Raw genomic sequence first — 15045 nt, 5'->3', positions numbered from 1 at the left:
GGCCGCCGCGCCTTCCCGACCATGTGGTGCGGGCTGTCATGAAGCATTCGGTGCGGTGCGCACGACGGATTGGAAGAATCCAAAAAGTTTTTTCGGGGCGTCCGATCTTGCCGAAAACAGCCGGCGGGATAAGGGTCGTACTGCCTGTACACACAGAAAAGTGGAGAAGAGCATTCTCTTCTCCACTTCTTTTTGCGGCCACTCCCCTCAACCAGTTCAATGCTTCTTGCTGATGTGGGTTACCTGTTCGGTGTCGGCCTCGGGGGCGTTCTTCGACCGCTTTTCGGCCCGCCGCTCCTTGATGGTTTTACCGTGTGGTTTCTTGTGTTCGTGTCTATGTGGTGACTTGTCCGGCATGACATGCCTGCCCTCCATTGTGCTGGGATAGCTGTTGACCGCTGATGGTCTCCCAAAACGAACAATACGCTTGCCCCTTTGCCGACGCTAGGTCTTTTTTGACAGCAAGACTGCTAAGCAAGTTCTTTCCACTGCGTCCAGGAACCGCTCTTTACCTCCGACCTGTGCAGACATAGGCTCTGGGTCATGTCGGTGATGATGAGAACCATCCAAACAGCAGTACCGCCCACGATCCTGTACCAGGACAAGGCTCGAGACGTCTTTGTCGCCCAACCCGGCTTGACCCGGCTCGGTCAGCGACTGATCGCCACGTCCTTCGATTCGGCACAGATCTCCACCAGACACACGGCAGTCAACGAATTCACCACGGAGTCCGTGGCAAAGAACCCTGACTTCTTCGACGCCGATTCGGGGCTTCTGCTCAGTCCCAGCACCAAGGTTCGCAACGAGCTTTTTGCCGCGATTGCGCCGGGACTCTACATCGAAGCGGCACAGAAGGCGCTCGACGCGTGCCCTGATCTGGCGCCCGCCGACGTATCGCATGTCATTACCGTTTCCTGTACCGGCTTCTACAATCCGGGCCCCGACTACCAACTGGTCAGGGCCCTGGGTCTTAGCCCGTCGACGCAGCGCTACCATCTTGGTTTCATGGGCTGCTACGCGGCGTTCCCCGCACTGCGCGCCGCCAAGAGTTTTTGCGACGCCGACCCGAACGCAGTGGTGCTGGTCGTATGCGCCGAGCTTTGCTCCCTTCATGTGCGTAGTTCGAACGATCCGGACACCATCATGGGGTCCGCGCTCTTTGCCGACGGTGCGGCTGCCGCCATCGTCACGGCACGCGATCACCATGGGCCGGGGTTGCAACTTGACCACTTTGAAACGGTCCTCACCCCGGTCGGCGAGGAGGCAATGGCGTGGAACATCGGGGACGAGGGATTCGAAATGGTCCTGGGCACCTACGTTCCCCACATCATCGACGACCACATCGTTGGGGCGCTTGCCCCTTTGCTTGCCCGCGATGAATCCCTGGACACGACCTATGCAGACATTCCGCACTGGGGAATCCATCCCGGCGGACGGGCGATCCTGGACCGGGTGCAAAAACGACTTGAACTCAGCGAGGAACAGCTGATGCCGGCGCGCAGGGTGCTCAACGACTACGGCAACATGTCCAGTTCCACGGTGATGTTCGTGCTCAAGGACATCATGGAGGAGCACCTGCCACGCGTTCCCGCGGCCGGCGAGCGCGTGTGTTCCATGGCTTTCGGGCCGGGGTTGACCGTGGAGACTTCGTTGATGACCCTGTTGCCGGAGAGAAAAGGCTGAGCCGCTACCGTGCAACGCGCCATCAACGCGGTTGAGGAGATGGACCGGCCGGATTGCGACCCGCTGTTGCTGGAGCGCACCTATGCCCAGTTCCCCCTGGTGAACAGGTTCGTCTCCGGGTGGCGGCAGGTGTACGTGGCGCTGATCCGACCGGCGCTTCCACGCAACCGAACCGGCACCATCCTGGACATCGGTTGCGGCGGCGGGGACATTGCCCGGAACCTGTTTCGCTGGGCCAGGGCCGACGGGTTCGAGGTGCGGGTCGTGGGCATAGACCCTGATGCGCGCGCCCACGACCATGCCGTCCGATCCGCGGCCAAGGCTGGAATCGACCCGGCACTCCTGGAATTCCGCAGGGCCTCCAGCTCCGACTTGGTGGCCATGGGGCAACTTTTCGACGTGGTCATCTCCAACCACGTGCTGCACCATCTGGGCCCGGTGGAGCTGGCCGGGGTGTTCGCCGATTCCGAACGGCTCGCACGCACGCTGGCCATACACAGCGACATCCGCCGCAGGCGCTCCGCTCTGCTTTTCTTCGGACTGGGCACCCTGCCGTTGGGCGGGTCCTCGTACATCCGCCGCGACGGCCTCACCTCCATCCGACGCAGTTTCACCGCGGACGAGCTTTCCCGCGTGGTGCGCCCGGGCTGGCACGTGCATGCACCCGGCCTGTACCGGAACCTGGCCGTCTGGCATTCACCGGCGGTGCCGTGATGATCGACGTGCTCATTGTCGGGGGCGGGCCGAGCGGACTCGCGCTTGCGTTGATGCTGCGCAGGTCGGGCATCGGTGTCAGGGTGCTCGAGGCCCGCACCCAGGTGGGCGGTCATTCGCGTGCCATCGGCATCCACCCACCGGGCCTCGCGGTGCTTGACCGGCTCGGCCTTGGCCGGGACCTGGTGGATGAGGGCATCCGGATATCCCACGGCGTGGGGATGTCGCGGCGGAGGGTGATTGCGGAACTGGATTTTTCGTTTCTTCCGGAGCTCCATCCATTTGTGCTCTCCCTGCCCCAGGACCGGACGGTTCAAAGGCTGAGGGACCGGCTGGTCGGGCTTGATGCCGAGGCCCTCATGGACGGCGTGGAATTCCAGCGCTTCACTTCCCATCCTGATCACCAGCGGGTTTGGGCCTCCGGCGCGGACGGACGGACGCTGGAACTTGAATGCCGCTTTCTCGTCGGCGCCGACGGCAGCCACTCCCCGCTCAGGGACGCCGCGGGGATCCGGCGCACCGGAAGAATCCACCCCGACCGCTACGAGATGGGCGACTATGCCGACTCCACGGGATTCGGCCCGATAGCCGTGCTGTTCCTGCACCCCGAGGGAATCGTTGAGTCTTTTCCGCTGCCAGGCGGTGTACGCAGATGGGTGGCCCGGTCGGGAAAAGCGGATCGAGGCGACCTCGCCGACCTCGTGGCTCGGCGCACCGGCCACCGACTGGACCCGGCGAGCAACTCGATGCATAGCCGCTTCCGCACGGCCACTTACCTGGTGGACCGGATGAACCATGGCCGGGTCGTGCTCATCGGCGACGCCGCGCATGAGATCAGCCCCATTGGCGGCCAGGGCATGACGCTTGGACTTCTTGATGCCGAGGAGCTGGCACCTTTGCTTGCGTTGGCCGTCAACGGCCGGCTGCCCAGCGGACAAGTCAGCGGGCTCCTGGGCCGGTTCTCGTCGCGCCGTCTGGCCGCCGCACGCACGGCTGCCCGCCAGGCCCGGATCAACATGGCGCTGGGCCGGCCGCTCGGCCCCTCCGTCGTTCCCTTGCGGGACGCATTGGCAGCCCGGGCTTTTGCCTCCGCGGGGTTCTCCGAATCCGTTGCACGGACGTTCACCATGTCGAACCATTGACGGTGCGCCCCTGCCTTAGGGACACACCATCCATGGTTCACCGTTGGAGACCGAACGGCCCCGCGGTGCTACGTTCCGCAGGCAACCCGTGCCACTGCGACCGGTTGGCCGTGCAGCGACCCCGGAATGGCCACAGACCCGGAGGCATCGACAGTGCCCTCGATCTCCGTGCCGTCCACACCGATCCAGTGCGAGACGGTGGTGGCGGAGAGCTCCTCCGGCAGCGTGATGCTGCCGACCGAGGGTTCGTTGGCCAGGATGAAGAGGTCATCGCCCTTGCGGGTGTAGGAAACCGGCGAGCCTGCCAGCTTGTCCCCGGCGCGGATCCACGGACGGGTGCCGTAGATGGCCTCGCCGTTGGCCTTGAGCCATTCACCCATGAGGTTCATGGCCTTTTCCTGCAGTTCGGGGATGGAACCGTCGGCACGCGGGCCCACGTTGATCAGCAGGTTTCCGTTTTTGGACACCACGTCCACCAGCAACCGGACCAGTTCCTCGCCGGAGAGCGAGTGTTCTTCGCTCTCGGCCTGGTTGTAGCCAAAGGAGTAGCCCAACCCGCGGGTGGATTCCCACGGCTCGTCGATGATGTCCTCGATGTGGCGGTACTCGCGGGTCAGGAACCCGTGGTAGGGAACGCCCCACCGGTCGTTGACCACTCCGTCGGGAATCGCCTCGAAGTAGCGGCGCAGCAGTGCCGCCACGGCATGGTCTTCGTGGCCCTTGCCGCCGTCCGGCCACTCGATGTCGTTCCACAACACGTCGGGGGCGAAACGCTCGATCAGTTCCTCCAGCTGCGCCGCGGAGTACTTGGCGAAGTGTTCGTCGTTGCGGCGGAAGCGGAACAGGTCCGTGTCGGATTCGATCGGCGGGAAATCGCTCACGTGCCAGTCTAGGGCTCCGGAGAAGTAGACGCCGAACTTGGCTCCCTGCCCGCGGACGGCCGTCCCGATCTCGCTGACCAGGTCGCGCTTGGGTCCGCGTTCCACGGAATTGAAGTCCGTGGTTTCCGTATCCCAGAGGCAGAACCCCTCGTGGTGCTTGGTGGTGGGGATGACATAGCGCGCCCCGGCTCCGATGAGCTTGGAAACAAAGTCGTCGGCGTCGAATGCATTGGCATCCCACAGGTCGGCGAGGTCCTCGTAGCTGGTGCCCGTGCCGTAGATTTCCTGGTGGCGTTCCCAGCTGGGGCTTCCGGCGATGCGGACCGTGTTTCCGTACCACTCGGCGTATTGGTGATGCGCGTAGGCGTCCTCCGTGGGCACCCCGCCCTCGCCGTGTGCGGTGGCCCAGGCCGGCACCGAGTACAGGCCCCAGTGGATGAAGAAGCCAAGCTTGGCGTCTCGGTACCATTCGGGAACGTCCCGTTCGGGGTAGCTCGGCGGGTTGTCCCCGAAGTCAGGACCCACGCGGGTTTCAAAATTCAGCAAGGGATTTCCTCAACAATCTGTGCGTCCTGCACTCGGTTCGCTACTGCCGGGAGCCAGGGCTCGACGGCTTCTTCTTGGAACGGGAAGGCACCTGGTTCGGCGTTGTTCCCTGTTGCGTGTTCGTCCACCAGCTGCCAGGCCGCGGCCGCGGCGCCCAAGACGGCCGAACGGCCGGCCAACGCGCCCGGATGGACCGCCAGCGAGTATCCCGAGACGGGCATGTGCCCCGCCAGGGTTTCCTGGATGGCAGGTTCCAGCAGGTCCCAGGCACCTCGCACGCCCCCGCCGACCACCACGTCCCTGACATCCAGGATGTTGACGGTGGTGGCGATCGCCAGGGCCACGGCCCGGCCGGCGCGCGCATAGGTTTCCCGGGCGTCGGCATCGCCGACACGCGCACGGTCTGCGACCACGTCCGCACCGACGCGTTCGTCCGCGCCCCGCCTCTCGGCATAGCGTTCGGATATCGACCTGCCGGAGGCGAGGGTCTCCAGGTGCCCGACCTGCCCGCAGGTGCACCCGATATCGCTGTACCCGGGGGTATGCCCGATTTCGCCGGCGGCTCCGCGCGAGCCGGGGAAAATCTGCCCGCCCACCGCAATGGCGCCGCCCACTCCGGTGCCGAGCATCAGCCCGACCGCGTCTTTCACTCCGGCAAGGGCTCCGTAGCTCATTTCGCCGCGCAGGAAGGAATTCACGTCGTTGTCGATGACCGCCCCGACCCCCAGGCGGGATCGCAGGTCGGCCGCCAACTCGAACCCCGCCCACCCCGTGAAGGAGGCCGACGCGGCGGTCACCACGCCGTTTTTCTGGTCGATGACCCCTGCTGCCCCGACGCCCACGGCCTTCGCCCGCAGTCCGCAGTCGGATTCAAGCCGCTGCACCAACTCGGCTGCCGCGGCGCTCATTGCCGGCCCGCCGAGTGTTGCCGGCGTGGGCACCGTGCCTGAGGCGATGACGTCCCCGGCACGGTTGCACAGGATCGCGGAGGTCTTGGTTCCGCCGATGTCGATTCCCGCAACGACCGATCCGGCGTTGTTGTTTTCAGGCACCTTAGCGACCGCCCAGACCCGCCATGGAGATGCCCTTGACCAGGTGCTTCTGCAGGGCGATGACCAGGATGGTGGTCGGGACCATGGAGATGATCGCCGCCGCCATCTGCAGGTCCCAACGGGTGCCGGTCAGGCCGGAGAACGACGCCAGGCCGACGGGCAGGGTCCCCATGGAGGCGTAGTCGACCGTCACGATCAGCGGCCAGAGGTAGCTGTTCCAGAAGGAGAGGAACGTGAAGACCGCCAGAACGGCGACCGCCGACTTCGAGAGCGGAAGCACGATCTGCAGGAAGCAGCGGATCGGGCCGGCACCGTCGACGCGGGCCGCTTCCTCGAGTTCATACGGGATGCCGCGGAAGAACTGGCGCATCAGGAAGGTGCCGAAAGCGGTAAATGCGAACGGCAGGATCAGCGCCTGGTAGGTGTCCACCCAGCCGAACCACTGCATCACGATGAACATGGGAATCACCGTGACCTCCTGCGGCACCATCAGGGTGGCCAGGAAGACCACGAAGACGGCGTCGCGCCCCCTCCATCGCAGGCGGCCGAAGGCGTACCCGGCCATGGTGGAGACGGCCAGGACGACCAGCGTGCCGGCGATGGCGACGAAGAACGAGTTGCCGATGTACGTCCAGAACGGGCCGAACGAGAAGACGTCGGCGAAGTTGCTCCAGCGGAGCTCGCTGCCGACGAGTTTCGGCGGCATGGAGAACATTTCGGAGTTGGGCTTCAACGCCGAGAAGAATGCGTAGATCAGCGGCGCCATGAAGATCAGGGCGGCGAGGTAGATGAACATGTGGGCGATGAAGAGCCTGACGCGCGAGCCCATGCTGCTGTCGGGTCCCTTGAGGCCGTCGTTCTTTGAAGACAACCGTGCCTTGCGCGTCGCGGGTGCTTCATCCCGGACGGGCGATTCGATCAGGTCAGTGCTCATAGTGCACCCACTTCTTCTGCGCGCCGAATTGCAGGGCTGTCAGCACGATGATGATGGCGAACAGGATCCACGCGGCGGCTGCCGCCAGACCCAGTTCCTGGAACTTGAAGCCCTGGTTGTAGATGAACTGCACCAGCGGCTGCGTCGAGTTGCCCGGACCGCCGCCGGTCAGGAGCTGAGGCTGGGCGAAGACCTGCAGGGCGCCGATCATGGTCATGATGGAGGCGAAGAACACCGAGGGGGAAACCAGCGGGATCGTGATCGACCAGATCATGCGCAGGCCCTTGGCGCCGTCGATGCGCGCGGCTTCGATGACCGAATCCGGGAGCTGTTCGAGCGCAGCGGAGAAGATCAGCATGTTGTAGCCCAGTCCCTGCCAGACCGACATGGTGACGACCATGATCATGGCCCACTGCGGGTCCGCCAGGAAGTTTGGAAGCTCGAAGCCGAACCACGACTGGGCGGCGCTGTTGAACAGGCCCTGTGGCTGCAGGAGCATTTTCCACACCAACACGTTCGCAACCATCGGGGTGACCACCGGCAAGAAGAAAAGGATGCGCAGCGCCGCCCGACCGCGGATGCGTGAGTGCAGGCTCAAGGCAAGAACCAAGGCAAGCACCACGTTCAACGGTACGTAGAGCAGGGTGAAGACGGCGGTGTTGCGCAATGCCGGCCAGAAGTCCGGGCTGCTGGTGAAGAGCTTGATGTAGTTGTCGAATCCGACAAACGTCTTCTCGCCGTAGGTAGGCCAGTTGAAGAACGCCATCACGATTGACAGCACGACGGGAACAATGGTGAACAGGGCGAGTCCCGCCAGCGCCGGGCTTACAAAGCCCAGCGCCTGGCGAGATTCGGCCCGTGCCATCGCTCCACGACTACGGTCGCGAACGGTGGTGGTGGACATGAGGTCAAACGCTCCTAAGTTGGTTACTTGCCGAACTGCTGCTGGGCAGTTTCAAGTACCTTGGCCATGGATTCCTGGCCGTTGTAGACACTGACCAGCTGCGGCTGCACGTAAACGCCGACCTTGGACCAGTTGTCGGAAACCTGCTGGCCCTCGACGTTCTGGAAGGCTGCCTCGAAAGCGGTCTTGACCTGGTCGCGGTACTTGGCGTCAATGGACTCGAAGTACAGCGGCTGGGATTCGGCGCGCGCCGGGTAGCTGCGGCCGGAGGAGGCAATGTGGTCCTGCGACTTCTTGCCCAGCAGCGAACCCAGGACCTTCAGGGCAGCGTCCTTGTTCTTGCAGTCTTTGGAGATGCCGTAGCCGGAGCCGAGGATCAGGGACTTGTTGCCGTTGGGGCCGGTAGGCAACGGGGCCATGCCCGCGGTGAAGTTGCTGTCGTTTTCCAGGTAACCCACCGCGTTCCAGGTGCCGTCCACTGCCATGGCGGCGTTTCCGCCGGAGTACTGGGTTTCGCCCCAGCCGGTGTCGGAGGCGCTGGCCACGGGAGCCGCAACCTTCTGCTCGGTGACGAGCGAGGAGTACCAGTTGGAGGCCTCAACGAAGGCCGGGTTGGTCAGGTCCAGGGTGCCGTCGGCGGTGGCCGGCTGCACGCCGGACTTTGCGATGGGCAGGGCCTGCCACTGGAAGTCGCCCATGCCCACTGCGAAGCCGTACTTCTTGTCATGGGTCGCGGCCTTGGCTGTGGCCTCGAAATCATCGAAGGTCCAGCCGACCTTCGGCTCCGGCGCGTTGGAGGCCTTGAGCAGATCGGCGTTGTAGTAAACCAGCATCGTGGAGATGTCGAACGGGATGCCGTAGGTCTTGCCCTTGTTCTTCAGGATATCCAACGAGCCAGGGGCGAAGTCGGCGTCCTTGAGCCCGGCCTTGGTGAGATCCTCCGGGGTCAGTTCGGCGAAGCCGGCGGTGTAGCTCGAGAGCATGCCGCTGTTCATGCCGGTCACGCAGGCCATGTTGCCCGATGCCATGTTGGTGGTCATCTTCGTAAAGAAGTCGCCCCACGGCGCCGTGCGCAGCGTGATGTTCAGGTCAGGGTTGTCGGCCTTGGCGATCTCCAACTGCGCGTTCAACGCAGCGGTGTCATCTTCGCTGCCTGCCCACATGTCAATGACGACGGAATTGTCCCCGGCGGCACCTGCCGCTTCCTTGGCGCCGCCACCACAGCCGGTGAGCACGAGTGCCGCAGCTGCAACAGCTGCAACGGCACCAACCTTGAACTTCTTCATCGAATATTCTCCTCAGTTTCTAGGGCGAAGACCGCCCTAGGCGAATGATCGGTTGTCGATCCCAAGCTTTGGATCGGTGTGGAAAGATAGAGACTTTATTCGACATTCGAACAAAGTTTGCTTGCTTCCGCTTCAAGTAAGCATTGCAGATCGTGACCGACGACACCACCCTTTGGTCGGATGTTTCGCAACAAGTTCTTGTCATGGGTCACATTCCATCAGTTGTGGAATTTGACGAAACCGCCCATATCCAAGACTTCCCATTCCCTCCGCACCATCGGGCCATGCGACCAGACATCGGATTTTCGTCACGAATATTGCCGCCTGATCGTGCGTCATCCGACCGCAGGAATCACCCGACAGCACGTCAGGGAGGTAATTTGTTGCACAAAAAAGCCCCGGGGTGCATCGACGGCGACCGGCCATGGATACAACCCGGGGCGCGAACCCCTCTCGAACTAACGACGCAACATGAGCTCTATGACGGGCACCGCAACATCCGGGCGTCGGACGGGAAGGCTCAGCGTGAGGGTGCCCGCAGGCTGACCCGCCGGACGCATGACATTTGCTTCCTGGGTCGGATCGATCTCGCTCATTGCCACCCACGAACCGTCATGCAGCAGCCGCGCGTACTCAACCTTGCCGGCAAGGCCGGGAAGGTGAAGGTGCCCCATGGGCCATGAGAAGACGTGGACATACAGATGATCCCCCTTGAGCGTATAGGCCGCCATGCGCGGCGCTTCAAAGGGCGCCCATCCGGCGCCCGTGATCGACCTGCCGTGCAGCCGCATCCATACGCCAATCTCGGCCAGCAGCTCTTGATCCCTGGGATCGATTTCACCCCGGCCGTTGGGCCCGACGTTCAGCAGGAAATTGCCGTTCATCGAGGTTGACTCAATCAGCATCCGCAACAAAAGATCGGCCGACTTATGGTCGTGGTTGTCGCGGTGGTAACCCCACGAACCGTTGGTCGTCTGGCACGCTTCCCAACGCTGGGGCACGCCACTGACCTCCAACGGCGCGCTTGGTTGATACTGCTCGGGAGTGACAAAGTCGCCCTGAACCCCCAGTCGATCATTGACCAAAATTCCCGGTGAAAGTTCTCGGCAAAGGGCCAGCAATCCCTCGGCATCCCAGTCCTCGGACGATTTCCCCTTCCACCCCTGTTTGGATTCCGGGTAGGTGAAATCAAAGAACAGGTAATCCACCTGGCCATAATTGGTTAGCAATTCGCGGACCTGCCCATGCAGGTATTCACGATACCGACCCATGTCCCGCTCGGCGTTCAACACCGAGGCATTTTCATCATCCCGACGGGGGTGATTCCAATCAACGGTGAAGTCCGCATGATGCCAGTCAATCAGCGAGTAGTAGATTCCGACCTTCAACCCTTCCGCCCGAAGCGCCTCGACATATTCCCGCACCAGGTCACGCCCGCAAGCGGTTTGCGACGAATAGTCCGTCAGCGCCGAATCCCAGAGGCAGAAACCGTCATGGTGCTTGGCAGTGAGAACCACGTAGCCAGCCCCGGCGGCCTTGGCTTGCTTGGCAATGGATCTGGCATCAAAAAGGTCCGGATCGAAATGATCGAAATACGGCCGATACCCTGCGACACTCAGGCGCTCATAGGTTTGCACCCACTCGTGGCGCGCAGCACCGCTGTAGAGCCCGAAATGAACAAACATTCCGAAACGTCCGCCATCAAACCAATCCTGTGCTTCCACGCCCAGCCCTTACCTCGAGGTCAACCATCAAATGACTCACAGGCAGTCTAACGCCAAACGTCCGATGTTTACGCGTTTGGTGGAAGCAAGTCTTCGACGGTCGGGTCAGGAAGACGCGTGCGTGGCATGTGGGCGGACCGCAATTTTCGCTCCACCCGCATGCCACCCGTCACGTGTCGCGCTTAGGGTTGCAGCACCCGGGTTCGGGCCAGCGGACCCGCGGCCTTGGCCCTAATCAGCACGGAGGCTTCCGCCAGATAGGCCAACGGAATTTCCTCGATCTCCAGGAGTTCGACGCTTTCGGGCAACGCGCCCGCGGCAATGGCACGAGCCGTCGCCTGTTCACGTGCATCCCGCAAGGCCTGATCGCGCGGGACCGTGCTTAGCGGATAGATTCGCTCAAAGCTTCCCGAGACATCCCCGAGCGCCGAACCCACGGCGTTGGCAGCCCCGAAAAATTCGGGGCGCACCAACTCGCTGATTCCGGCCAGGGACTCCGGGGCAACGATGCTTCCGCCACCCACCAGGATGGCGGGCACCGCGGTGCTGTTGGATTTCATGCGGTCGACCGAGTCCTCAAGCAACGCGCGGATTGCCGTTTCGGCGTTTGACAAGAGCTCGGCATCCAGCTCCACATCTTGGGCGTTTGCGGCATTGAAGCGCCCCGCCGCCGCAGCGATGTCCGTGACGGTCAAGGTGCTGCCGCCGAAAACCAGGGCATCGGTGCCGATGCGGTATCCGACGCTCTGCGGCCCCAAGCGCACGGCGCCCGCTGGACCGTGCACCATCGTGCCGCCTCCCAGCGCCACCGAAAGCACATCCGGCATCCGGAAGTTCGTCCGGATCCCGCCGATCTCGGCGGCCTGGGACGACTGGCGCGGGAACCCGTTGACCAGCAATCCGATATCGGTGGTGGTGCCGCCGATATCGACCACGATGGCATCCTTGAGCCCGCTGAGATGCGCGGCGCCGCGGATCGAGTTCGTCGGCCCGCACCCGATGGTGAACACGGGATAGCTCAACGCGTACTCCAGCGTCATGAGCGTTCCGTCGTTCTGGCCCAGGTAGACCGGCGCGGTGATGCCATGGTGCACCAACGCGGCACGGAATCCCTCGACCATGCCGCCCAGCGTGCGGATCAGCGCGGCGTTCAGGACCGTGGCGTTTTCACGTTCCAGCAGGCCGATCGAGCCGATGTCCGCCGAGCGGGACACCGGGACCCCAAGCTCCGAGGCGACGATCTCGGCGACACGGTCCTCTTGCGAGCGATCCATGGGGGAAAACACCCCGACCACGGCCACCGCGTCGACCAGGCCGCGCATCCTCGTGCAGGCCTGCCTGACTTGTTCCTCATTGACTGGGCGAATCGTGCGTCCGTCGACCTCGAAACCTCCGTCAAGCACGAAGATCCGGGGCTCGATGCTTGCCCGCAGCTCCTCCGGCCACCCTTCCAGGGGCGGCACCGCGGTGGTTGCAGGAAGCCCCAGACGGATGATTCCTACCCGGCCCAGATTGCGGCGTTCCACGATGGCATTCGTGCAGTGGGTGGTGCCCAGCATCGCGAAGTGAACCAGCCGCGGATCGATGCCGCTGCGCTCGATGACCGCCGCGATGGCCGCCTCCACGCCGGATCCTCCACCGGCTGAGGTGGGTGTCTTGACGGCGGCAACGACCCTCAGGTCCTCGTCCAGGATGACGGCGTCGGTATTGGTTCCACCAACATCGATGCCAATGCGGTAACTCATGCGTGCAAATCCTCTCGGGACAATTCTTCAATCGGAACAAATTCAACGGGGTAACCGAAGTATGCGGGTCCCGCGGTTTCAAGCCCCTTTTCGGTGCGCCATTTTTCGTGACAGGCCATGCCGATGATGTGGACGCGCGCGCCGTACTTGAGCGTTTCCGTGGTGATGGGCCGCCCCGTCACCGAATCCAGCACCGCGATCAGGTCGGGCGTCACGGCCGCGAGCTGCCCGTTGCGCATTGCAAGCAGCATCTCGTTCTGGAAGGAAAGCTCGAATTGATCGTCCTTGTCGTTCCCCAGCCCCTCGAGGGTTGCATGGCCCTTGGTGAATCCGCCCTCGAACACCCGCTTGATATCTACGATCTTGCCTTCGAACAACTTGTAGGCGTCCAGTTCATCCATCAGCCTGGTGGCCGGGTCGATGCCGTCCTGAGACGGATCCAGCAACAACGCGCCGATGTCGCGGGCGCGGCTGAGGGTTTCGGGGATGGCGCACTCGCGCACCACCTCCCCGCCGTAGGCGTAGTCGGCCATGGTGGCCGATCCGCCCATCGGGATGGTCAGCGCCCGGGCAAGTTGTTCGGACCAGGCTCCATCCACCGGCTTGGTCAGCACGGCGTTGCCGTGCGAATCAACCATCGAGGCGTAGCCGGGTCCATAGCCTGCCAGATGGAACGTCACCATCTGGGCTTCGGGGAACGCCCTACCCATGGCATCTGCATCCACTATGGGAAGGCCGGTGATCGCCGCGCACGCCACCGGGATCAGCGAGTTCCCGCCACCGATTTCGATGGGCATGATGGCAGTTGCCTTGCGCCCGCAGGCGGTCTCCAGCAGGCGCAGCACCGCAACCAGTTCTTCCTCGGCCATGATCTTTTCCACGGCGACGGACGGAGCCCCGATCATGCCTACGGGAACCACAAAGTCCTCGTCGGTGATGTCGCTCAGCGCCTTGACCGCTACCGGGCCGTGCTCGCGAATGAGCCTGCGGGCAATCAATGTCCCGATGTGCGGGTCTCCCCCGCCGCCGGTCCCAAGGACCGCGGCCCCGAGTGCGATCTTTTCCACGTCCGCTTCCGTGATGTGTGTCAGGGTCATGCTGATTCCTTCGGTGCCGTGCGGTTGACCCGCGTGAGAATGCCTTGAACGACGAACGAGGCGATGAGCCCGTCGAGCGCCGGGATGCTGGTCAGGGTGAAGATCCCCAGGCCGAGTCCGGCCGCCGGGTCGGAGGTCGCAATGGCTATGGCGATGCCCGAAGCCCACGAGGCAATGGCCGTCCAACGAATCGCGGGTTCGTCCCGTTTGTCGTCGAAAACAAATCGATCGCGGGCCCCCACGAAGAATTCCGCGATGTAGACCCCGCCGTAGGGTGCCAGGAAGACACCCATCGCCGAGATGAACGGAATGAACGCGTCATACATGCCCAGGCAGGCGACCAACGTGGCCAGGATGCCGGCAACGAGGGTGAGGATCTTGCGTGGGACCTTGCTGAAAACCGATGCAAGGCTCAACGAGCTGCCGTAGAGGTTGTTGGTGTTCGTTGTCCATTGGGCCAGCGTCAACACGACAATCGCTGCGATGCCCATGCCGAGCCCGAAGAAGATCCGCATCAGATCGGCTTCACTCATGAGACGAGAGAGGATCAGTGCCACGATGACAATCAGCGAGTTTCCGATGAAGAATCCGACGAATCCGGCACGCATCGCGTGTTTGGGGGTCTTGGCCCATCGGGCAATGTCAGGGGAAACCACGACACCCAGGACGAAGATGCCCATGACCAGGGAAACGGCGCCACCAAAGGTGAACGTCGGAACCACCGGAGCAAAGAGCGGGTCCCACCCGTGGTTTGCCGCGGCGAGGATTATTCCGAGGAAAAGAATGATGATCAGCAACGGCACTGCCCAGCTGCTGAGTTTCTCGATAGAACGGTAACCCCACAGCGCGGTGAGCATCATCAGCACACCACCCACTGCATTGAGCACCACCAGTGGGACGCTCACTCCCGTCAATTCACCGATGGCCGTTTGTGCATTGCTTGCAAAGAAGCCAACCTGCACACCGAACCAGCCAAGGGCCGAGACTGCCATGATCATGGCGATCAAGATCCCGCCGATACGGCCAAAGACCGTCCGTGAAATCATGGCGGTGGTCAGCCCGCTGGCTGCACCGACATAGGTGCAGGCCATGGCCAAAAGCCCAAGCAGGACCGATCCGAGCAGCGTGGCCCAAACAGCTTGGCCAAACGGCATTCCTTCGCCAAGCTGCACACCGAGGATAGTGCCGGAAAGATCAATGCCGACGGCGATCCAGATCAAGCTGATCGGTAGCCAGCCCTTGCGTTGCGACCGTGGAACGACACTTAGTTCGTAGTCGCCGTTGTTGTTATCTAGGGAGAGTTCTTCAAGGTTGGTGCGGGTCATGAGGGCCGCCTA

The 15045-nt window shown here is 63.0% G+C and carries 13 protein-coding genes; 4 read left to right on the top strand and 9 right to left on the bottom strand.

What is annotated here, in order from left to right:
- The 4 genes from ACIQLF_RS18905 to ACIQLF_RS18890 all read left to right on the top strand — a co-directional run.
- Positions 1-388: hypothetical protein (locus tag ACIQLF_RS18905; RefSeq protein ID WP_400301924.1), on the top strand; the 388-nt coding region annotated here is incomplete at its 5' end.
- Between the two features lie 155 nt (positions 389-543).
- Positions 544-1683: a type III polyketide synthase gene (locus ACIQLF_RS18900; RefSeq protein ID WP_400301921.1), complete on the top strand. Its 1140-nt coding sequence runs from the start codon at positions 544-546 to the stop codon at positions 1681-1683.
- A gap of 9 nt (positions 1684-1692) precedes the next feature.
- Positions 1693-2397: a methyltransferase domain-containing protein gene (locus tag ACIQLF_RS18895; RefSeq protein ID WP_400301918.1), complete on the top strand. Its 705-nt coding sequence runs from the start codon at positions 1693-1695 to the stop codon at positions 2395-2397.
- The gene (locus ACIQLF_RS18890) at positions 2397-3539 is read left to right on the top strand and encodes an FAD-dependent oxidoreductase (RefSeq protein ID WP_400301915.1); all 1143 of its coding nucleotides are present in this window, start codon (positions 2397-2399) and stop codon (positions 3537-3539) included. Before ACIQLF_RS18895 ends, ACIQLF_RS18890 begins: the two co-directional genes overlap by 1 nt.
- Positions 3540-3607: 68 nt before the next feature.
- Here the strand turns inward: ACIQLF_RS18890 and ACIQLF_RS18885 are convergent, their stop codons facing one another.
- The 9 genes from ACIQLF_RS18885 to ACIQLF_RS18845 all read right to left on the bottom strand — a co-directional run bounded on the left by ACIQLF_RS18885 (position 3608) and on the right by ACIQLF_RS18845 (position 15033).
- On the bottom strand, positions 3608-4966 hold the full coding sequence (locus tag ACIQLF_RS18885; RefSeq protein ID WP_400301913.1) for an alpha-L-fucosidase: 1359 nt from the start codon (positions 4964-4966) through the stop codon (positions 3608-3610).
- A complete protein-coding gene (locus ACIQLF_RS18880) occupies positions 4960-6018 on the bottom strand; it encodes an ROK family protein (protein ID WP_400301910.1) in 1059 nt (352 codons plus the stop codon). Before ACIQLF_RS18880 ends, ACIQLF_RS18885 begins: the two co-directional genes overlap by 7 nt.
- Position 6019: 1 nt before the next feature.
- A complete protein-coding gene (locus ACIQLF_RS18875) occupies positions 6020-6952 on the bottom strand; it encodes a carbohydrate ABC transporter permease (protein ID WP_400301908.1) in 933 nt (310 codons plus the stop codon).
- A complete protein-coding gene (locus ACIQLF_RS18870; protein WP_400301905.1) occupies positions 6942-7856 on the bottom strand; it encodes a carbohydrate ABC transporter permease in 915 nt (304 codons plus the stop codon). The genes ACIQLF_RS18875 and ACIQLF_RS18870 overlap by 11 nt, the downstream gene beginning before the upstream one ends.
- Before the next feature lie 23 nt (positions 7857-7879).
- Positions 7880-9142 (bottom strand): ABC transporter substrate-binding protein, encoded by a 1263-nt coding sequence (locus ACIQLF_RS18865; RefSeq protein WP_400301902.1) that lies wholly within the window; start codon positions 9140-9142, stop codon positions 7880-7882.
- 458 nt (positions 9143-9600) lie between these two features.
- Complete coding sequence (locus tag ACIQLF_RS18860) at positions 9601-10872, bottom strand: alpha-L-fucosidase (protein ID WP_400301926.1); 1272 nt, start codon at positions 10870-10872, stop codon at positions 9601-9603.
- Positions 10873-11048: 176 nt separating this feature from the next.
- A complete protein-coding gene (locus ACIQLF_RS18855) occupies positions 11049-12611 on the bottom strand; it encodes a hydantoinase/oxoprolinase N-terminal domain-containing protein (RefSeq protein ID WP_400301900.1) in 1563 nt (520 codons plus the stop codon).
- Positions 12608-13708, bottom strand: a complete 1101-nt coding sequence (locus tag ACIQLF_RS18850; protein ID WP_400301897.1) for a DUF917 domain-containing protein — start codon at positions 13706-13708, stop codon at positions 12608-12610. Before ACIQLF_RS18850 ends, ACIQLF_RS18855 begins: the two co-directional genes overlap by 4 nt.
- A complete protein-coding gene (locus ACIQLF_RS18845) occupies positions 13705-15033 on the bottom strand; it encodes a cytosine permease (RefSeq protein WP_400301894.1) in 1329 nt (442 codons plus the stop codon). Before ACIQLF_RS18845 ends, ACIQLF_RS18850 begins: the two co-directional genes overlap by 4 nt.
- Between the last annotated feature and the right edge of the window lie 12 nt (positions 15034-15045).

Origin of the sequence: Paeniglutamicibacter sp. NPDC091659, assembly GCF_044756805.1 — a bacterium.
Lineage (GTDB): Bacteria > Actinomycetota > Actinomycetes > Actinomycetales > Micrococcaceae > Paeniglutamicibacter.
This window is presented reverse-complemented; position numbering and strand designations above follow the sequence as displayed.